This is a genomic window from Streptomyces sp. NBC_00353, assembly GCF_036108815.1.
Classification (GTDB): domain Bacteria; phylum Actinomycetota; class Actinomycetes; order Streptomycetales; family Streptomycetaceae; genus Streptomyces.
Genome location: NZ_CP107985.1, coordinates 9729669 through 9749293, shown reverse-complemented (window position 1 = coordinate 9749293; position 19625 = coordinate 9729669). Strand labels below are relative to the sequence as shown.

Annotated in this window: 15 protein-coding genes and 7 pseudogenes; 8 read left to right on the top strand and 14 right to left on the bottom strand. The window is 67.0% G+C overall.

The genetic code is table 11. The annotated features are described in order from the left end of the window. Positions 1-72: 72 nt before the first annotated feature. Entirely contained in the window at positions 73-1026 is a 954-nt protein-coding gene (locus tag OHA88_RS43970; protein ID WP_328623706.1) for a DUF6083 domain-containing protein, read from the bottom strand. A gap of 156 nt (positions 1027-1182) precedes the next feature. Then, complete coding sequence (locus OHA88_RS43965; RefSeq protein WP_328623707.1) at positions 1183-1446, bottom strand: helix-turn-helix transcriptional regulator; 264 nt, start codon at positions 1444-1446, stop codon at positions 1183-1185. Positions 1447-2103: 657 nt separating this feature from the next. Here OHA88_RS43965 and OHA88_RS43960 point away from each other — a divergent pair. Next, positions 2104-2688, top strand: coding sequence for a hypothetical protein (locus tag OHA88_RS43960; RefSeq protein ID WP_328623708.1), 585 nt, complete (start codon positions 2104-2106; stop codon positions 2686-2688). Between the two features lie 162 nt (positions 2689-2850). Here the strand turns inward: OHA88_RS43960 and OHA88_RS44835 are convergent. Both OHA88_RS44835 and OHA88_RS43955 read right to left on the bottom strand, forming a co-directional pair. Continuing rightward, positions 2851-3009: pseudogene (locus OHA88_RS44835) on the bottom strand (DUF1622 domain-containing protein); the annotation flags it as partial. A 393-nt stretch (positions 3010-3402) separates the two neighbouring features. Continuing rightward, positions 3403-4050, bottom strand: a complete 648-nt coding sequence (locus tag OHA88_RS43955; RefSeq protein ID WP_328623709.1) for a cysteine hydrolase — start codon at positions 4048-4050, stop codon at positions 3403-3405. Positions 4051-4754: 704 nt separating this feature from the next. Here OHA88_RS43955 and OHA88_RS43950 point away from each other — a divergent pair. After that, positions 4755-6137: a dihydrolipoyl dehydrogenase family protein gene (locus OHA88_RS43950; RefSeq protein ID WP_328623710.1), complete on the top strand. Its 1383-nt coding sequence runs from the start codon at positions 4755-4757 to the stop codon at positions 6135-6137. Positions 6138-6454: 317 nt separating this feature from the next. Here the strand turns inward: OHA88_RS43950 and OHA88_RS43945 are convergent. The 3 genes and pseudogenes from OHA88_RS43945 to OHA88_RS43935 form a co-directional block, all read right to left on the bottom strand. Further along, positions 6455-7912 (bottom strand): annotated as a pseudogene (locus OHA88_RS43945) (NF041680 family putative transposase). Between the two features lie 189 nt (positions 7913-8101). Further along, on the bottom strand, positions 8102-8533 hold the full coding sequence (locus tag OHA88_RS43940; RefSeq protein ID WP_328623711.1) for an ankyrin repeat domain-containing protein: 432 nt from the start codon (positions 8531-8533) through the stop codon (positions 8102-8104). A gap of 39 nt (positions 8534-8572) precedes the next feature. Beyond that, positions 8573-8848 (bottom strand): annotated as a pseudogene (locus tag OHA88_RS43935) (transposase); the annotation flags it as partial. Between the two features lie 419 nt (positions 8849-9267). On the opposite strand from OHA88_RS43935, the gene OHA88_RS43930 reads away from it, so the two are divergent. Next, complete coding sequence (locus tag OHA88_RS43930; RefSeq protein ID WP_328629540.1) at positions 9268-10530, top strand: IS110 family transposase; 1263 nt, start codon at positions 9268-9270, stop codon at positions 10528-10530. Here OHA88_RS43930 and OHA88_RS43925 read toward each other — a convergent pair. Both OHA88_RS43925 and OHA88_RS43920 read right to left on the bottom strand, forming a co-directional pair. Next, positions 10470-10799 carry a transposase gene (locus tag OHA88_RS43925; RefSeq protein ID WP_328623712.1) on the bottom strand — a complete coding sequence of 110 codons (330 nt, stop codon included), beginning with the start codon at positions 10797-10799 and terminating at the stop codon, positions 10470-10472. The genes OHA88_RS43930 and OHA88_RS43925 overlap by 61 nt on opposite strands. 159 nt (positions 10800-10958) lie before the next feature. Further along, on the bottom strand, positions 10959-11147 hold the full coding sequence (locus OHA88_RS43920; RefSeq protein WP_328623713.1) for a transposase: 189 nt from the start codon (positions 11145-11147) through the stop codon (positions 10959-10961). 129 nt (positions 11148-11276) lie between these two features. Here OHA88_RS43920 and OHA88_RS43915 point away from each other — a divergent pair, with 129 nt between their 5' ends. Further along, entirely contained in the window at positions 11277-12527 is a 1251-nt protein-coding gene (locus OHA88_RS43915) for an IS701 family transposase (protein ID WP_443044341.1), read from the top strand. A 171-nt stretch (positions 12528-12698) separates the two neighbouring features. On the opposite strand, the pseudogene OHA88_RS43910 reads toward OHA88_RS43915, so the two are convergent. Further along, positions 12699-12941: pseudogene (locus tag OHA88_RS43910) on the bottom strand (transposase); the annotation flags it as partial. Between the two features lie 402 nt (positions 12942-13343). Here OHA88_RS43910 and OHA88_RS43905 point away from each other — a divergent pair. Continuing rightward, complete coding sequence (locus tag OHA88_RS43905) at positions 13344-14540, top strand: IS110 family transposase (protein WP_328623715.1); 1197 nt, start codon at positions 13344-13346, stop codon at positions 14538-14540. A gap of 161 nt (positions 14541-14701) precedes the next feature. On the opposite strand, the pseudogene OHA88_RS43900 reads toward OHA88_RS43905, so the two are convergent. Next, a pseudogene (locus OHA88_RS43900) lies at positions 14702-14836 on the bottom strand (transposase); the annotation flags it as partial. Here OHA88_RS43900 and OHA88_RS43895 point away from each other — a divergent pair. Next, positions 14831-15040 (top strand): annotated as a pseudogene (locus tag OHA88_RS43895) (transposase); the annotation flags it as partial. The pseudogenes OHA88_RS43900 and OHA88_RS43895 sit on opposite strands and share 6 nt — an antisense overlap. Positions 15041-15379: 339 nt before the next feature. On the opposite strand, the pseudogene OHA88_RS43890 reads toward OHA88_RS43895, so the two are convergent. Beyond that, a pseudogene (locus tag OHA88_RS43890) lies at positions 15380-16081 on the bottom strand (arsenic resistance protein); the annotation flags it as partial. A 168-nt stretch (positions 16082-16249) separates the two neighbouring features. Next, positions 16250-16630, bottom strand: a complete 381-nt coding sequence (locus tag OHA88_RS43885) for a hypothetical protein (RefSeq protein ID WP_328623716.1) — start codon at positions 16628-16630, stop codon at positions 16250-16252. Positions 16631-16892: 262 nt separating this feature from the next. Between OHA88_RS43885 and OHA88_RS43880 the strand changes: the two genes are divergently transcribed. Both OHA88_RS43880 and OHA88_RS43875 read left to right on the top strand, forming a co-directional pair. After that, positions 16893-17591, top strand: coding sequence for a TetR/AcrR family transcriptional regulator (locus tag OHA88_RS43880; RefSeq protein ID WP_328623717.1), 699 nt, complete (start codon positions 16893-16895; stop codon positions 17589-17591). Positions 17592-17990: 399 nt separating this feature from the next. Continuing rightward, positions 17991-19259 (top strand): IS256 family transposase, encoded by a 1269-nt coding sequence (locus tag OHA88_RS43875; RefSeq protein WP_267008273.1) that lies wholly within the window; start codon positions 17991-17993, stop codon positions 19257-19259. 82 nt (positions 19260-19341) lie between these two features. On the opposite strand, the gene OHA88_RS43870 is transcribed toward OHA88_RS43875, so the two are convergent. Further along, the gene (locus OHA88_RS43870) at positions 19342-19509 is read right to left on the bottom strand and encodes a hypothetical protein (RefSeq protein WP_327128864.1); all 168 of its coding nucleotides are present in this window, start codon (positions 19507-19509) and stop codon (positions 19342-19344) included. Positions 19510-19625: the final 116 nt, after the last annotated feature.

Here is a 19625-nt window from a genome sequence, read left to right as displayed (position 1 = left end):
ATGGGCCGGAAGTCGCTCCAGGGCGATGTCGCGCCCTGCGGCCGCTCGGCTACGGCGCTGCCGACGCCCGGGTCACGGTCTAGGCGGGGCAGGTGCGCGGCAACGGGCTCCTGGAGCACCGTCTCCGTGAAGTTCGGCTGTGTGTGGTGGTGTGCGGTTCTCATGCCCGTGCCTGGGTGCGGTGTCGGACCGTCGTGGGCAGGCGGTTGTGGATGTGCTGGTGGTGGAGCAGCGGGTCGAAGGGTTCCCATTCGGCGAGGGCGAGGTCGGCTGCGCCCGGGGTGGCGGCGTGGTGGGGCAGCGTTGGTGGCGCCAGCGCAGCTGTTCCGCGTAGGTGAGGTGGGTGAGGTCGTAGGCGGCCATCAGGCCGCCGGTGCGGGCCAGTTGCCTGCGTCCGGTGGTGGCGGGGACGAGTGTCCACGTGCCGGCCGGTGCGCTGGGGCTGAGGACGGGGTGGGTGCAGCGGTGGCGTCGGCGGGTCTGGGCTACACACTGGATGGTGTCAACAGGCTGGGCCGCGAGGTAGCGGGTGTGCAGGAGCAGGACGATGGGCCGGGCCGGGCGGCAGGACTCCAGGGCGGTTGCCGGTGAGGCTGCGTCCGGCGTGGATGGGGTGAGGGTGCCGGCGTCGAGGAGTCGGCGGGTGTGCAGGGCGAGGTGGCGGCGCAGTGCGGCGACCTGCGGGGTGAGCGGGGAGGGGGCGGGGCGTGCGGGGCACAGGGCGAGGTGCGGGATGCGGCACCAGGGGGTGCCGTCGCCGGCGAGGTGGGCGATGCCGGAACTGACATGCCAGCGGCTGGCTACCGGAACGGCGGTGGCGTCGAGTTCGTGCGGGTGAAGGCTGACCGGGCGGTTGTCGGTGCGGGTGTACCAGTCGATGCGGTTACCGCAGTCACGGCAGCGACTGGACTGGGCGCTGCGCACGAGACGGGTGAGGCTGTCGGGGGCGACGCGCAGGGCACGTTGGCGGTGGGGGCGGGCGGGTGTTCCGTCCCATCGGCGGCCGGATGAGGCAGTGGAGGACATGACGGCGAAGGTGACAGGCGCCGCGCCGCAGCCACGGGGAGCGTGCCGGATTGTCCTGCGGATGGCTCAACCGGGCGGGACTGATGTGCAGTTTCCCGTACGGGAGTTCCCGTCGATGACTGGATCGGGTGATCCTCGGCAGCCGGGCCAGCAGTGCTATTCGGCGGGCCCGGCGGGTCGCTCGTGTCCTTCGCAGAGGGTGGCGAAGAGGTGGTCGACGGACACGTCGAGGGCGTGGGCGAGGGCGTGCCAGGTTTTGAGGGATCCGATGGTGCGGCCCTGCTCGATTTCGATGAGGGTGCGTCTGGCCAGGCCGGTGCGGCGGGCGAGCTCGTCGTAGGTCCAGCCGCGTTCGCTCCTCAACCGCGCGAGCTCCAGGCGGAGGGCGGTGAGGTTCGGGTCGGGCGGGAAGCTGGTCACTCCCCCATCCGAAGGTGCAGACCCCTGCCCTGTCAGTGCAGACCTCTGCCCTATTTCCGCAGGTGACCGCCCCACACGAAGGGCAGAGGTCTGCACTACGGTGTGCCGCCGACACCCCTCCCCTCACCACAACCCCCAGGGGCGGGTCGGCTCCCGGCTGAAGACAGGAGGAACGGGCGCCCCATGAGGCTGTGCACCCTGCGCCCACCAGTACGGCGCACCTGGACCGTGGAACTACGCCCGCAGCAGGGCAAAACCGTGCTCTATTGCGCCTTGTGCGCACCACGCGGTCACGCCCTGGCAGGGGCTGCGGCCCGGCCCGCGGTCCTGGCGCACCTGGCCCACCACGCGCGCCGCGATGTGCTGCCCCCGCACCTGCGCACCTGCCAGTGCCACGAACGCGGATGCCGGTGGCATCCACGCCACCGGGGTTGCGCCGGCCCCGTCCTGCTCGTCCTCGCGCGTGAACGCGGAGGTCGTCTCTGGCGTCTGGCCGACGCCTGCGCCGCCTGCGCGAGCTCTACCCCGGGCAGCGCCATCGTCCCCGACACCGCCATCACATCAACCCCAGCAAGGCCCGATACCGGCCCCAGTTCCGCCGGGGCACGGTGTGCCAGGCTGCCCGATGGCGCCCTTCCAGCGCATCGTGTCCGCGACATGCTCAGCTATCTCGCGGCCACGCTTCCCCCGGATGCAAGCGCCGAAGGGCGACTCCTGGCCCTGCAGTGCGCACTGCGCAGCAACACATCCGGACAGGTACATCTCCCGGCCGGACTGCTCCGCGGCATGCGCCTGGCCCGAACCCTCGCGCCCTGGGACGAGCTGGAGAACGCCCGCTGGCTACGCCGCCTGCCACATCCCACAGAACAGACGGGACACAGAACTGCCGCCGCGCAACTGCTCGATGCAACCGTCCTCACCCAGGAACCCGCCCGGCACGACCGTCACCAGGCCGCCGACTGGGCCCTGCGTGCGGTCTCCCAGCCACGACTGCGCGCCTTGCCGGCCTCAGACCGCCTGACCTCGCTCGTACTCACTGCGCACCGCTCCCCCGGCTCCTGTCGTACCAGCATGGAAGCAGATCACCTGACCCGTACCTGCGGACTCGACCAGAACATACTCACCGCGACGCTCGACCGCCTCGTGACCGTGAACGCCGTCGGAGCATGGACGTTCGAACCGGCCACGGAAGACGTGTCCTGGGACCCGCCTCATAAGACGTCGTCTTGTTCGGCGAAATGAGGTTTACATGCCGCGATCAGGCCCGTGGTGGGGCTGCGTGCGTCCAGCCGGTGACGTCCGATGTCCGCCTCGCCCGGACCCGTAGACACGAATTCTGACTGGAGTACTAAGAATTCACGGCAGGGATGTCTCCGCTCCGCTGGCCTCCGGCGTCACGCGGGGTCAGTCCTCGGCTTCGGTCACTGGCTTCTGCCACGGCCACCGCCCGGTGATTTCGAGCTCGAGAGAAAAGCTGAGGAGGGTGCGGATACCCACGATCACGGCCAGTACTCCGACGCTTGCGTACGTCGGTGCGACGGCGACTGTACGAATGATATCGCCGGCTACGAGGAACTACAGCCCCAGCAGGATCGACCGCCCGACGCGACGGCGATAGCCGCGGTACACACCGGCCTGTCGGCGACTGAGCCGGATAGCCGCGAGAACGGTCGCCAAGAGCGTTCCCACGACTATGATGGCTACGCCGGCGGCGTCAACGGCTCGACCGACCAGCTCCACGATGTGTTGGAACTCCACGGTATGCCCTCTCGCGCCGACCCGAATCCGCTCGTTTGTGGTCCACAACCTCTGTTGCTACCGAAGCCTCGTTCCGAGCACCGGCTATTGTCGGGCAGACATGTTCCACGGCACTCCCCGCGCAGGGCGACCGTCGACGGCGCCTGTTGAAAGCGCAACTATCGGACTACGCGAGCACTATTTCCGACTGCGAACTTCTCAGGGCATTCGATCGAGTACTTCGTCAGTCGACAGCAACGCATGGGCGAAGAAACGGTAGTTGATGATCGCCGCCTGATAGCCGTCGCCCCAGACCGGGTGTCGGGGTCCAGCTGTTGCATCCCTGACCACGGCGACCTCAAATCCCTCCTCGATGAGGTGACGCATATGGGACTCGACGCACATGTTCGCCAGCATCCCGCCAAGAATAATCCTTTGTATTCCCCGCTTGCGCAGTTGCAGTACCAAGTCGTTGGTTTCCGGCCCGAATACCTTGTGCGGGCTGGCGACCACCGTTCTGCCGTCTTCGATATAGGGCTTGAAGCGGTCCAGCCAGTCTGCACCGGAGTTGCGGAACCCGGTCAGATCGAGCTGTCCCGTCCGTGCGAACGTGTGGGTCTCGAGCTCGCTCGTCTCCAGCGGCCCGTTCATTCGCCATCCGTTGTCGGTCGGGTAGAAGTAATGGGGTGAGATGAAGACCTCATATCCGCCCGCCTTCGCCGCCTCGAAGATTCTCTCCATATTTTCGACGGTTCTGTTCTCTGTGACGCTCGCTCCCACCGCGTCCCAGTTCGCTCCGTCCTCGCTCAGCACGTCGTTCTGTGGGTCAATGAACACAACCGCAGTGTCGGTCTTCGTGATTTCCACCTGGCGCTCCTCACGCAATAACAAACCACCGGTGTAGTAAGTATTCGTATTCGGTACACCGGATGTCCTTCCGAAGCACATTCCGGTCCGGTGACGCGAGGTCTCTTCCTGAGCCGTGCGGACTGTTCCGACACCTAGCGATATCACTCGAGTGCCGCGCTCACCTCCGGGGTGTGTGCCCTGAGGAGGCGCTGTCCCGGTCATCCGGCCCTCCGTTCCACTGTGACCCATCGCGGGGCGTTCTGCATCGGCGAATTGCTGCACCTCGGTCGCCGTCCCTGCCATCCCCGAGGTGTGAACGGTCTGCGGGGATGGTGGGGAGAAAAATTAGGCTCCGTGCTTTCGGGGTCGTCGGTGCTCTAGACGGTGTCCTACTAGGGATTCGGTAGCGCAGTTTCCTGGGTTCGGCGGTGGCAGATCGCCGTCCAGCAGGAGGACGGGGTCCGGGCGAGAACGTCGATCGCTGCAAGGCTGAGTTGCGCCGAGTGGCGTTGACGAGGAAGTGGCGGGATGGGAAGCGGCCGAAGCCGGTGGCCTGCCGCCGCCGTGCGCTTTGCTGCACCAGCTACCGGCTGCAGCGTGACTCTGCCCGAGCTAGCGTGAAAAGTGGCGAGTGGAAACTCCCATCCGACCGACAGCCATTTCCCTCTGCATTGCCGGCAAGCGGGCTTAGCTTTCAAAGAAGAAACGGTGAGGAGCCTGACATGGCTCAGACGGCAGAGAACGTGGACCTGCTTGTGGTGGGTGGCGGCAAGGCCGGCAAAACGCTAGCCATGGACTGGGCGCGGACCGGCAAAAGGGTGGCCATGGTGGAGCGCGGCATGATCGGGGGAACATGCATCAACGTCGCCTGCATACCCACGAAGGCTCTGGTGACCAGTGCACGCACCACGCGAATCCTTGCCCGCGCTCGACAACTGGGGCTAGATGCCGAAGTACCACGCGTCACCGCCGAACTGCTACGAGACCATACGAGCGGCGTCGTCGAAGGCATGGTCGCGATCAACCACAAACAATTCCTCGACTCAGGAATGGACTTTATCCTCGGGCAGGCTCATTTCACGGGGGAGCGCATTGTGGAGGTGGCGCTGAACGAGGGCGGCACGCGATTGCTGCGCGGCACCGAGACCGTTATCAACACTGGCACCGAGCCGCGCGTACCCGACATCCCCGGCCTGCTGGGGGCGCGCCCGCTGACGAGTGAAACCTTGCTGCGTCTTGAGCGCTTGCCAGCTCACCTGGTGATTGTCGGCGGGGGGACAGTCGGCCTGGAGTTCGCAGACATGTTCGCGGCCTTCGGGAGCAAGGTCACCCTAGTGGCGCGAGGCCCTCGACTGCTGGCCGGGGAGGACGAGGACATCGCTGAAGCGGTGGCCGGGCTCCTTACGGCCCACGGCGTGAACATCATCACCGGCCGCTCAGTCGCCTCCGTCCAGAGGGGCACAGACGAAGAAGTCACCTTGACGCTCTCCGACGGTGCCACGGTGGCTGGCGACGACGTGCTTGTCGCGGCGGGACGCCAACCCGTCACCAACGGACTCGACCTCGACGCCGGTGGCGTACGAACCACCGAGCACGGCTTCGTGGCCGTTGACGAACACCTGGCCACGGATGCACCCCACACCTGGGCCGCTGGCGATGTCGCTGGCAGCCCACAATTTACCCACGTCTCCCTGGACGATTACCGGATCCTCAAGGACAACCTGGCAGGCTGTTCACGGTCAACCAGGGACCGGCTCATCCCGCACACCACATTCCTCGGCCTCGACTTTGCCCGGGTCGGTCTGACCGAAAATCAGGCCCGTGCGGCAGGTTACAACGTAAGGGTCGCCAAGCTGCCGGTGGCTGCCATTCCCCGGGCACGCACCATGCGGGAGACGGACGGCGTCTGGAAGGCGGTTGTCGACGCACACACCGACCGGATCCTGGGCGTTGCGCTGCTGGGCCCAGAGGCTGGCGAAACGCTGACCACCGTCCAGACAGCGATGCTAGCGAACCTCCCCTATACAGCCCTTCGCAACATGATCATCACTCACCCCACCATGACCGAGGGACTCAATCTCTTGTTCGCCACACTTCAGGACTAACGATCGGATATGGCCGAGGTGCTGAGCGAGTCCCCATCTCATCAACGCTGTGCCAGACGGGCCGTACAGCCCTCGTCATCCCACCATCCTCAGCCGCTTTGACGGCCCTGGCCAGGGCCGGTGTAAAACGCGTCGCTGCAAAGTGCAGCCGCTTCCTGTTCCTTGCGCTCAGCCTCGCGCCGCTGACGCTGCAGCCCTGGCCAGGCAGGGAACTCCTCACGCCCCATCCGCTGTCCGCGGGTTCGTGGCTGATCCTTCTCGGACTTGCTCAGGCGGCTGTCCCACTCGCCATGTGCCGTAAAGCTCTAGCTTGATCTTTAACCTGTGCGGCGGGGATTCGGGGTGGTTGACTTCTTCCTTCGTCGTTTCGCTGGCTGTGTTTTCTGGGCTGTGTGCACGTCGTGGCGGGGTGTGGGCCGGGTGTTCTTTCGGCCCGGTGGTCGTCCGGGGCCGGGACGGGAGGGTTTCGGTGCTCTGGCTGGGCAATCGGTCTGTGGGCGGATGTGCCGGAAGTCGCGGCGGACGCGGGCGGGAGTGAGCCTGTCCGGGGAACTGGGCTTCTCCCAGGGGCGGCGCCGGTCGGCTGCGAGTGGGCGGGCGAGACGGAGTTGGGTGTAGGCGGCGAGAATCAGCCAGGTCCACCGGTCGGCCGCCTCGGGGGTGCGGATCTTCGGGGAGGTCCAGCCGAGGGTCTGTTTGAAGAGGCGGAAGGTGTGCTCGATGTCGAAGCGCCGCAGGTAGGCCTGCCAGAGGCGGTCGGTGTCCGCCGGGGTGGCGTCGGTGCCTGACCACCACAGCCAGACCGGCTTCGGTGTTGCTCCGCTGGGCAGGTGGTCGATGTCCAGGCGGATCACGGTGCCCTCGACGATCGGGAGGGTGCCGTCGGTTGCGGCCCAGGAGGAGCGGTGGGTCAGTTTGGGGTGGAGCCGGTCCCGGAACGGGCCCTGGCGGTGCCGTAGAGACGTGTGTCGGTAACCGTTTCGGTGTCCGGGGTGCCCCAGGTGTCAGGCTGTCCGAAGACGAACTCGCTGCCGTGCCGGGGTGGGCGGCCCATCGTGTGTGGATGCCGAGGCGGGACACTCCGGCGCATGACCCGATCCGAGCGCATCCGGGCGAGTACTTGGACCGGCAGGTCTTTCAGCAGGAAGGCAAGGCGGGGTGCGTCATATCCGGCGTCCGCAATGACGAGGACGTCCGGGTCGCCCTCCTGCCACTGCCCGGCGGTGATCAGTCGATGGAGCAGATCACGCAGTTGTCGGGCGGTGACGGTAGCGGAGTCATCCCCCGGGGGCCAGGCGGAGTGCGTCCAGGGGTGCGGTCCATGAACTGCGGCCCGGCTCGAGCGCGCAGACAATCGAGTACGGCCAGCCGGGGACAGGGATGTGCTGGTCTTTGCCCCGGCCGTAGGTGTGACACAGGATCCGCTGCGGTGAGGTGTGGGCGTCGGGGCGCAGCCAGCAGGTGATGTCGATGGCCAGGACGAGCCGGCCGTCGACAGCCCGTGGCAGTGCCACCGCGGCAAGGGCCCGCTGCAGCCGGCCGGTATCGACCCGGCCACGGGCGACAGCGGCGTAGAGCCCGCCATGGCCGCGGCGGTGTTCACCCACCAGCGACAACTCGGCCAGCGACCTCACCGGCCCGTCACCGCACAGAACGGCATCAGCCAGCTCGAACAACGCATCCGAACGAGCGGTGAGACAGGAGTAGAACTCGCCCCGGAAGCATGACAGTTGGGCCAACGGCTCTCGCCGGGCATCGCGATGCAGCAGACTCATCCTCACGGCCTTCGTGCTGAACGTGTGTGTTCCTTGGTCGGAGCACATGTTCAGACGAAGGCCGCTTTGGCGTACGGCAGTTACCGAACCGAGTGATCAAGTTCGAGGCACCATTCGACGTCGGATGTTAAAGATCAAGCTAGGGCGTGTATCGAAAGTGGATGGCGAGACCTGGAATTACGGGATGGGTCACGTGGCTGGGTCGTGTGGTCGGGCACCTGCCGCGAGAAGCACGGCGATCGTCTCGGGGTAGGGCCCGGTCGTCGCCCATTGAAGCGGCGAACGGCCCATGCCGTGATCTTCGTGGAGATTGGGATCGGCGCCGTGGGTGAGGAGTGCACGCACCGTTTCGGTATGGCCCCAGCATGCTGCCGCGCACAGGGGTGTGCCTTCCGCGCCGCGTCCGCTTTCGGTGTTGGGCGAGGCCCCGGCTGCCAGCAGGCAGAGGACGTTGTCGGTGGCTCCGTGGACTGATGCCGCGTATAGAGGCGTGGTGCCTTCGGTGTTGCTTGTCTCCGGGCAGGCCCCGGCTAGCAGCAGTGCATTGATATGGGCGCTGTCGCCGAAGGTCGCTGCCCCGACGAGACGCTCCGACAGTTTCTTTTGCCGCCGTCTGTTCACAATCGCTCAGACTAACGAGGAGGTGAGCGAAGGGCTCGGTCACAGCCACTCGTTGATGGCTGCAACCAGGACGGTCGCCTCGTAGCGGACCGCGAGTTTGTCGTACCTCGTGGCCACTGCGCGGTGCCTTTTGAGACGATTGATGCCGCACTCAACCGCATGTCGGGCCTTGTAATCCTCCGGGTCGAACCTCGGCGGGCGGCCACCGCGGGAGCCGAGTTTCTTTCGGTTGCGCGTCTGATCGGCCTTGTCCGGGATGGTGCAGCGTATGCCGCGTCTGCGTAGGTAGGCGCGGTTCTTGCGGGAGGCGTACGCCTAATGGGAAGCGAAGGTCGGCGGGAGCTGATCTTCAGGGCGCGAGCCGAGCCTTTGTGTACGCCCGGACCTCAGAGTCCTATTGACAAGACGAGGCTGGCTCGCGCCCAGCAGCATGGACCTCAAGTGGGCAAGAACAGGTACAGATCCGTCTCCGACGGCATTCACGTGGTCGCGTTTGTGCAGGCAGGCCCGTATCTGACTGCTCCGCGGTTTGCTGTTCGTAGTCCGAGCCGGTTATGCGGATCACCTCTCACCTCTGCCTGAGCCCTCAGCTCTGACACAGATCGAGGACCGTATGACTCGCTGGGGTTGCGAACGGCTGGTGGGATGACGTGCCATGAGCACTTCCATTAGGGAGCACGCGCACCCTGCACAGGCTCTGGCCTGGGAAAAGAGCCGCGACGAAGGAGAGCCGGATGGAGATCGTCGGGTTACCGACGCCAGTTTTCTGTGGGGTGGACTGGGCCGAAGGCCACCACGACATAGCCCTGGTTGAGGCCGGGGGAAAGCAACTCGCCAAAGTGCGGATCAGTGACGACGCGGCGGGGTTCGCCCAGCTCACGGCCCTGCTGACTGAACATGGCGATAGCGAGGACGCCCCGATCCCCGTGGCGATCGAGACATCGCGCGGGCTCCTCGTCGCCTGCCTGCGGGCCACCGGCCGGCCGGTCTTCGCGATCAACCCGCCGGCAGTCGCCCGCTATCGGGACCGTCACTCCGTCGCCCGCAAGAAGTCAGACGCCGTCGACGCCGCGGCCCTGGCCAACATCCTGCGAACCGACATGGCCGCCCACCGGCCGCTGCCCGCGGACTCCGAGCTCGTGCAGGCCATCGCCGTGCTCGCACGGGCCCAGCAGGACGCCGTCTGGGCCCGCGGCCAGGCCCAGAACAAGCTCCGTTCTCAGCTCAGGGAGTTCTACCCGGCGATCCTCGACGCCTACGCCCAGCACAAACACGGCCTGTGCTCGAGAGAAGCCCGCAGCATCCTGGCTGCAGCCCCGACCCCGACCATGGCGGCGAAGCTGACACGGCGACGCCTGCAGTCCCTGCTCAAGCAGGCCGGCCGGGTCCGCGGCATCCAGACCGAAGCCGAAAGGCTCCACGAAGTCTTCAAGCGGGAGTATCTCCACCAGCTCCCGCAGGTCGAAACAGCCCTCGGGCACCAGACATCCGCCCTGCTCAGGCAGCTGAACACCGCCTGCGACAACGCTGAACAGCTCGAAGAAGCCGTCACGCAAGCCTTCGCAGAGCATCACGATGCCCCGATCATCCGCAGCTTTCCCGGACTTGCCTCACTGACCGGCGCCCGGATTTTGGCAGAGATCGGCGATGACCGGACCCGCTTTGCCAACGCCCGATCCCTCAAGGCCTACGCAGGAAGCGCCCCGGTCACCAGGTCCAGCGGCAAGAGCTGCATGGTCATGAGCCGGAGGATCAAGAATCAGAGATTGGCTGCCGTCGGCTATGTCTGGGCCTTCGTCTCCCTTACCCGCTCACCAGGCGCCAGAGCCCACTACGACCGCCGCCGAGCGGCCGGCGACCGCCACGTTGCCGCACAGAGGAACCTCTTCAACCGCTTCATGGGAATGCTGTTCTACTGCCTCCAGAACGGTCACATCTACGACGAAGCAATCGCCTTCCCGCAGCCGTCACCCGAACTTGCTGCAGCAGCGGCTTGACGCTTATCGGCGTGGGATGTCTTGTCGGCGCGCACCCGCCTCGGCCTGGTGCGCGGTCGGCCCGGTTCCAGTCTGGGGACCCTGACGCGGTCCAGGACGGCCTCGAACTGCGGTGAGTCCCCGCGCTGCCCGGCGGTGACCACGATGGACATGGGCTTCTGACCCTGCTCGACGGCCAGGTGCAGCTTGGTGGTCAGGCCGCCGCGCGAGCGCCCGAGGCCGTGGTCGTCGGGCTCCGTGGCGACGCCGCCGGGCGGCTCCTTTTGCATCGCCCCCTTTTTCGCGCTCCGGCGGCGTGCTGGTGGGCCCGGCAGACAGTGGAGTCGACGTTGAGATCCCAGGTGATCAGATCCTTGGCATCGGCCTGGGCCTGGAGCTGGGTGAAGATGCGCTGCCAGGTGCCGTTGCGCTGCCAGCGACGGAAGAGGTCATACGCCCGGCCCCACGGCCCGTACCTTGGGCAAGTCCCGCCACGGGATGCCGGTGCGGACCCGGAAGCGTATGCCGTCGATCAGCTGCCGCCGGGTCCATGTCGGTGGCCGGCCGGGCTTCTTGCCCTTCGGCAACAGCGGCTCCAGCGCGGCCCATTGCTCGTCTGTCAGATCTCCACGCGCCACGAACCAAGATCATCTCACGAACAAGATCCACTTTCGATACACGCCCTAGTAGGGCTTGGTCAGCTTCACTCGTGGGTGGCGTGTCTGTCTGTTGGTGAGTGTCGTTGAGGTGGTGTGACACCTGAAGAGATGGCCGGGGTCCGGGAGGACCTGGAGGCATTCACGACGGAGATGTTCGACGGGTTCTTCCGTGCGGATCAGCGGCGGTGGGGGCAGGTGTATGTGCGTGGGCTGCTGCTGGAGGGTCGGCGCAAGTCGGTGGAGCCGATGGCGGCGCGTCTGGGCGAGGACGGTAACCGGCAGGCACTGGCCCACTTCGTGACTACCAGCCCGTGGGATCCAGCCCATGTGCGGGCCCGGCTGGCCTGGAGGATGCACGACGTCATCGGCGCGGAGGCGCTGATCGTCGACGACACCGGCTTTTTGAAGGACGGGGACGCCTCGGCGTGTGTGTCCCGGCAGTACACCGGCACCGCGGGCAAGGTCACCAACTGCCAGGTCGGGGTGTCGTTGCACCTGGCCCGCAATCATGCCTCGGCCGCGGTGAACTGGCGGCTGTTCCTGCCCGCTTCCTGGGATCCGGCCTCGCCGGAGGCGGATGCGGACAAGGTCGCCCGCCGCAGTCGCTGCGGCATCCCCGCCCAGGCGGGGCATGTGGAGAAGTGGCAGTTGGCCCTGGACATGATCGACGAGGCCCGGTCGTGGGGCATCGACATTCCCCTGGTCGTCGCGGACGCCGGATACGGTGATGCCGCCGCCTTCCGTCTGGGCTTGGAGGACCGCAACCTGCCTTATGCGGTGGGCATTTCTTCCCGCCACACCGCCCATCGGGCTGGGGCCCGGCCCGTCCAGCCCGCCTATGCGGGCACCGGCCGGCCACCGAAGATGCAGTATCCCGAGCCCGCACAGACCATGAAAAACCTGGTCATCGCAGCCGGCCGGGCTGCTGCGAGACCGGTGTCCTGGCGGGCAGGCTCCCGGCCAGGCCAGGGCCGAAGCGGCTTCAAGCGCATGCACTCACGCTTCGTTGCTTTGCGCGTCCGTCCGGCCGGACGCGGTGTCCGCACAGCCGGCGACGGTCCGGAACTGCCCGAGCGCTGGCTGCTGGCCGAATGGCCCGCCACCGAGCCCGAGCCGGTGCAGTTCTGGCTCTCGAACCTGCCCTCCGGGATGCCGCTGGCCACGCTGGTGCGGCTGGCCAAACTCCGCTGGCGCATCGAGCACGACTACCGCGAGATGAAACAGGCCCTGGGTCTAGCCCACTTCGAAGGCCGCACCTGGAACGGCTGGCACCACCACGTCACCCTCGTCTCCGCCGCCCATGCCTTCTGCACCCTGCAACGACTGGCACACCACCCAAAAGACACAGCGCAGGTCTGAGCCTCTACCAGGTCCTCCACGAACTCCAGACACTCCTCGCCCTATGGGCCGGCGCCTGCCCCACCTGCCACCGCAACATACCCACCCCCATACGAACCTGACCAAGCCCTACTAGGCGCTGCAGCCCACGGAGGGACTGTCCAATCAACGGTGTAATTGGGGTTGTTGTGGTTAGTGGCGTGCTGCGCTGAGTCGGCCGTCGAAGGTAATGTCGAAGGCGTTGAGAGCGGTCTTCCAGCGGCTGGTCCAGCGGGCTTGTCCCTTGCCGGTGGGGTCCAGCGACATGATCGCCATGTAGACGCATTTCAGTGCGGCCTGCTCGTTGGGGAAGTGACCGCGGGCCTTGACCGCCCGGCGGATCCGAGCGTTGACGGACTCGATGGCGTTGGTCGTGCAGACGATCCTTCGGATCTCGGATTTCCCGGCGGCCCTCCGTGGTGACGGCCAGGGCCACATAGACCGGACGGTTGGCGACCGCACCAGACGACCGGATAGACCGCTTGAGTTCTATCGGTGGAATACCGCCCCGTCGAGGCTGCCCCCGGTTCGGGCGGCCATCCGCAGTGCGTCGGCGACCAGGTCGGTGCGCTCTACCTTCTTCCTGGGAAGCCCCAGCTATTCGTAGGGTTGCGGCACCCAGGGGAGGCGGGTGTGGCTCTCGGTGCGCTGCCGCCTTGTGGCTCCACATGCTTGGCCGCCCGGCTCCCCACGACGACTCGGCCGCCGATTAGGAAGTGCGAACAAGTCGCTGAGTAGAGCAATGCCGGCGAAGTCGTCCGTGGTACGACCTGTACGAACGAGCACGTCAGGAGCGCGATGAGCCGGATATGGGCGGGGATCGATAGCGGCAAGGGCCACCACCATGGCCTCGCATTGGAAGCCGGCGGAAAGACACTGCTGTCTCGGCGAGTTGCCAACGACGAGCCCGAGCTGCTGAAGCTGATCGGTGAGGTTCTGGAGCTGGCTGACGGCCATCAGGTCACCTGGGCCATCGACATGACCGGCGGGGAGCCCGCGCTGCTGCTGGCCCTGCTGATTAACCATGGCCAGGAAGTCCTATACATCCCCGGCCGCTTGGTGAACCGGGCCTCCGACGGCTACCGAGGTGAGGGAAAGACCGACGCCCGTGACGCCTACATCATCGCCGACCAGGCCAGGATGCGCCGCGACCTGCGGCCCATCCGCCCCGGCGACGAAACCGCCATCGAGCTCAAGCTGCTGACCGGCCGCCGCGGCGACCTGGTCGAGGACCGCACCCGCGCGGTGAACCGTCTGCGCGGCACCCTGCTGAGCATGTTCCCGGCCCTGGAGAGGGCACTGGACGTGACCAATATGGGCCCGCTCAAGCTCCTTACGGGCTACCAGACCCCGGGCTCGATCCGCCGCGCCAGCACCGCGCGGCTGACGAAGTGGCTGGCCAATCGCAAGGTCCGCAACGCGCGATCCCTTGCCGAAACGGCCGTCGAGGCCGCCGAGCGCCAGCACACAGCTGTCCACGGAGAAAAGACCATCGCGAAGCTGGTCCACACCCTGGCCGAGGAGGTGATGGCCCTCAACGGGCAGATCTCCGAGATGGACAAGCTCATCGAGGGCCGGTTTCGCGAGCACGAACTCGCCGACATAGTCCAGAGCGTCCCGGGTATCGGTGCTGTGCTCGGCGCGGAGTTCCTCGCCTCGGTCGGCGGAGGCCTGGACGGGTTCGACTCCCCGGACGCGCTGGCGGCCTTCGCCGGCGTCGCTCCCGCGCCTCGTGACTCGGGCAAGGTCAGCGGCAATCTCCACCGGCCGAACAACTACCACCGAAGACTCCAGCGCGTCTTCTATACCTCTGCGCTGGTGAGCGTCCAGTTCGACCCGAACTCGCGGAAATTCTACGATCGCAAACGCGCCGAGGGCAAGAAGCATGTCCAGGCCGTGCTCGCCCTTGCCCGCCGACGCGTCAACGTCCTGTGGGCCCTGATCCGTGACCGACGGTGCTACGAAGTCACACCCCCTGCGACCACAGCCGTTTGACAACAATATTAGGAAGCATGTGGTCGGCGATGGACCAGCCGACGGCCTTGCGGCTGAAGCAGTCGAGCACGGTCGCGAGATAGAGGAACTCCCCGTCTTCCAGGGGGAGATAGGTGGGCTTGAGGGCCTTGGCGATCTTGTCCCAGTCCTGGCGGGCGGCAGTCGAACCGCAGGAACGGGATGAACTCCTCCCAGGCGTTCTCCCAGAGCCGGACGATCGCCGGATAATTTTTGCCCCAGGTGTCGGCGAATTCGGCGAACCGCTCCAGGGCGGCGTCTTCGGTCGCGGCCGTGTAGTCCTGGGCCTGTGGGCCGGAGACGGCGGCGAGGGCGCCAAACACTGGCTGAACATCCTGACCGAGATCAAGAACCGCGGCGCGGGCGATGTCCTCATGCTCGTCTGCGACGGCCTCAGGGGCCTGCCCGACGCAGTCGAGACCGTCTGGCCGGCCACGACCGTCCAGACCTGCGTGGTCCACCTCCTGCGCAACTCGTTCCGCTGATGTCGCCCATGTATTTCAGGCCGGATTCGGTGGCGGTGAAGTCCCGCTGGAACAGGTCCGGGACCTGGGAGGCTGCCGAGTCTTGGGTCGTGGTGCGGACGTGTCTGCGCAGGCGGATACCGGTGATGGAGAACATCCGCATCACGCGGGCGACGCGTTTCTCGTTGACCCGCAGGCCCTTCTCCCGGAGCTCGCGGTCACCCGCGGGGAGCCGGAAGCGCTGTTGGACTCGCCATGGACTTCGCGGATCCGCTCGGCCAGGAGCCGGTCCTCCCGCGGCCGGGCGCCCGTCTCGTCGATCACCGGGCCGGTCATTGACGCGTAGCCGCCTTTGCAGCCGGCCGGGGCTTCGGGTCGGAAGAGGCGGGCGATGACCTTGCCAGCGAACGCCATGACCATCAGGAAGGCGGCGTAGAAGGGGATGACGGCGGTGAGGCTGTCGCCGAGCTTGGGGACTTGGGAGGCGACCACGACCAGCAGGGTGGCGGCCATCAGCGGCACCATCATGGTCGTCGCCGCGTCGGAGACCTTCTGCCCGGAGGCACGACGCGCCGCCCACGCCTGCAACGCCCATGCCAGGGCGAGCGGGATGACGATCAGGATCAGGAACGCCTTAAGGAACGGCTTGACCTCGACGATGTCGGCCAGCTCGGAGCCCACGAAGAGGTACAGGAACACGGGCGGCAGCGGGGTCGCGGCCAGCAGCCGACGGTTGAATCCGCCGGCCAGGCCGGAGAAGACGACCACGTAGTCCACGCACGGGCACAGCAGCACCAGCAGGACACCGAGCCGGACGGTCTGGTCGGCGGGGAGGAACGTGAATATCGCGGCGACGACCAGCGGCACGATCACGAAGTTCACGACCAGCGCGGCGGAAAGGAACCGGGCGTGGCGTGGTGTTCGCGTCGCGGGTGACCGTCCCCGTGTGGAGAGGACCTGCCTGGTCCGGCCGGGTGTCACGGTGTGCGGGGAAGCGGTCGGCCGGGGATGCGGCCGGTGGGGTTCATGCGCGGGCGCAGGCCTGGCCGTGGTCGGCATTGGCGGGCGCTGGGGGCCGGAGTGCCTTCGTCCTGCGTGCGGTGGTCTTCCCGATGCGGGTGCGGAGCGCCGTGGGGGCGCGGTCCGGGATCCCGGTCGGCCGGGGGTGCGGCCGTGCTGCTGTCCGGGCAGGTGCCGCCGTTCCGGAGTGGGGCGGTCCGGGCCGCGTCAGCTGTGGTTCAGGGACCACTCGACCTGGTCCTGGTACCAGCGGGCGGCACTGACACCGTGCCACGACGCCGCCTCGTCGACCTGGTCCTCGTACCAGCGGGTGGCACTGACACCGTGCCACGACGCCGCCTCGTCGACCTGGTCCTCGTACCAGCGAGCGGCACTGACACCGTGCCACGACGCCGCCTCGGCCTCGTGGTCCGCGTAGCGGCCGACTCGTTCGCTGCCGGTCACGGAGGTGGCGGACACGTGCTGCGTGTGCTGCACGGGCACCGAAACCGTGGCTGCCGACGCCGAGCCGCCGGCCCCGAGAAGCGCTCCGCCGGCCAGTGCCGTGGAGGCGAGTGCGATCGAGAGGCGCTTCGTCATGCTGCTCATGGTCATTTCCCTTACAAAACTGCCGCGGCTTCGCCGATCCTGCGGGCGCCGCTTCCATGTGAACCGAGATCCGGAAATCCCGGGTCAGTCGGCTGGCTTCAAGGTCATCCGGAGGGGTGCCTCACGTTCGACTCCGCCACCGTACCCGAGGGGCGCCTCATGTTTGCAGTGAGCATCATCACAGCACGTCGGAGGCACGAGATTGCGATCGGAAACAGAACAACCATCCAATTGGAGGGGTGCCTCATGTTACTGTCGAGCCATGAGCCAGCACCACGCCCCGTCCCTGAGCGACACCCCGGCGAAACCCCTGCGCCGTGACGCACAGCGCAACAGGGACGCGATCGTGGCCGCCGCCCGCACCGCCTTCGCCGAGCAGGGCCTCGGAGCGTCCCTGGAGGGCGTCGCCCGCGAGGCCGGCGTCGCGATCGGCACGCTCTACCGCCACTTCCCCACCCGCCTCGCCCTGGTCGAAACGCTTTTCAACGTGAAGTACACGGAACTGCTCATCGCCGCGGAAGAGGCCGCGGCCATGGACGACGCCTGGGAGGGATTCTGCCGCTACATGGAGAAACTCTGCCAGCTGCAGGCCTGCGACCGCGCCTTCAACGACCTGGTCTCGGCACGGCTCCCCCTCCACGCGACCGGCCGCGAAATGCACGAACGCGCCAAGGAAATCTGCACCCAGATCATGCGCAACGCCCAGGAACAGGGCGCCCTGCGCGACGACGTCACCCCGCAGGACATCGCCTTCGTGATCTGGTCCCAGGCCGGAATCATCCAGGCCACCCGCACCATCGCCCCCCGGGCCTGGCGCCGCCACCTCCACCTGATGCTCGACGCCTTCCGCACCCAGGGCGCCCACGAACTGCCCGAACCTCCCCTGACCAGCGAGCAGGCCGACCAGACCCTCACCGCTCTCGAGTGCACCGAAGAGGACTGCCGCGAGCAGCGCCCCTGACCCACCGACACGTCCAACGTGACTCCGGGCTACGAACAGTTGGACATCAACGCGCCGCTCGATGAGGGCGGGTGGGTGACCCTGGCCTCGGGCATGCCCAAGGACTCCGGTGCCCGCGCCATCTCCATCCGGCAGAAGCACGCGGCTCTGCACGTCGCCCGGCTTCGCCGGCCGAAGCGGTACAGGCAGCGACAGCACCCTTCGTGCACCTCATCGTGGCTGAAGGCAGCGCCAGGCCGACCCCTACGATCTTCGGTTGCGGGAGTGTCATGAATCAGGTGTGTGCTTCCCCGAAGGAGTCACCTGATGAGTACGACGACGGATCACCTGATCGAGGCCGCTGACGGTGTGTCGCTTGCCGTGGCTGGTGAGAGCATCGAGGGTGCCGACGTGAAGTCGATGCCGGTATCCGAGAATGGTCTGTCCAGCGAGCTGCTGGAGGAGCTGGCCGCGCTGGCGGCCGAGAAGGTGCGCCTAGGAGGGCTGCGGTTGATGGGCGAGGGCGGGCTGCTGCCCGAGCTGGCCCAGCATCTGATGCAGGCCGCCCTGGAGGCCGAGATGGATGTGCATCTCGCGGCGGAGGCCGGGCGGGCCGGCGGCCGCGGTTCACGCTCGGGCGGCAACATGCGTAACGGCTACCGGGCCAAGAAAGTCATGACGGAGGTCGGCACGGTGACCGTGCAGGTCCCCCGGGACCGCCTGGGCACCTTCACCCCACGGTTGTTGCCCAAGTACGCCCGCCGGACGGGTGCGCTGGACGAGATGGTCCTGTCGCTGACCGCGAAGGGCCTGACCTCCGGCGAGATCGTCGCCCATCTCTCCGAGGTGTACGGGATGACGACCACAAAAGAGACCGTCTCCACCATCACCGACAAAGCTCTGGAGTCGATGGCGGAATGGCGCACCCGCCCGCTCGACGCGGTCTATCCGGTGGTCTTCATCGACGCGATCCACGTCCGTATCCGCGACGGGCACGTCGCGAACCGACCCGTCTATGTGGCCATCGCGGTCACCGCCGACGGCTACCGGGAGATCCTGGGACTGTGGGCCGGCGACGGCGGCGAGGGCGCCAAGTACTGGCAGACCGTCCTGACCGAGATCAAGAACAGGGGCGTCCGCGATGTGTTGATGCTGGTCTGCGACGGCCTCTCCGCCCTGCCCGACGCGGTGAACACCGTCTGGCCGCAGACCGTGGTGCAAACCTGCATCGTCCACCTCATCCGCGGCAGCCTGCGCTACGCGTCCCGCCGCGACTGGGCCGACGTCGCCCGCGACCTCAAGCCCGTCTACACGGCCGTCAACGAGGAGCAGGCCCGGCAGCGACTGGCCGACTTCGACGGCACATGGGGCAAGAAGTACCCGTCGATCACCGGGATCTGGGAACGGTCCTGGAGCGAATTCGTTCCCTTCCTCGGCCTCCCGGACGCCATCCGCCAGGTCGTCTACACCACCAACGCCATCGAGTCGCTGAACGCCCGATACCGACGCGCGGCCCAAGCTTGCGGACACTTCCCCAACGAGACCGCCGCCCTCAAGCGCCTCTACCTGGCCACCCTCGCCCTCGACCCCACCGGACGCGGCCGCCAGCGCTGGAACAACCGCTGGAAGAGCGCGCTGAACGAGTTCGACCTCCTCTTCGACGGCCGCCTCACCGCCGGACGGGTGTAGACCAATCAGCCCACCGAAGAACCTGTAGGCCAATCAGACGAATCACACCTCATTCCTGATAGACCCTCGGTTGCAGGTGGCTCTAGCTCCGGTGGCCTACCTGTGGGGGCAACTCCGCGATGGCCAAAGGGCTGTAGCCCTTCCAGCCGTTGAGCAGGCCCTGGTGGTCCTGTCCGGGATCGTGGATCCGGCCGCCCCGCAGGTGCTCGCCGACCGTCTCGTCGACCGGACCGAACAGGTCCGTGCGCACGGTTTTTGAGCCAGGGTGCACAAGTCACCTCCAGCCGCCGCGCCGAGGTCCGCCGCGCCGTTTCCTCGCTGTGGCGAGGAGCGGGCGCGGCGGGCCTCCGATCAACCGTCAAAGGC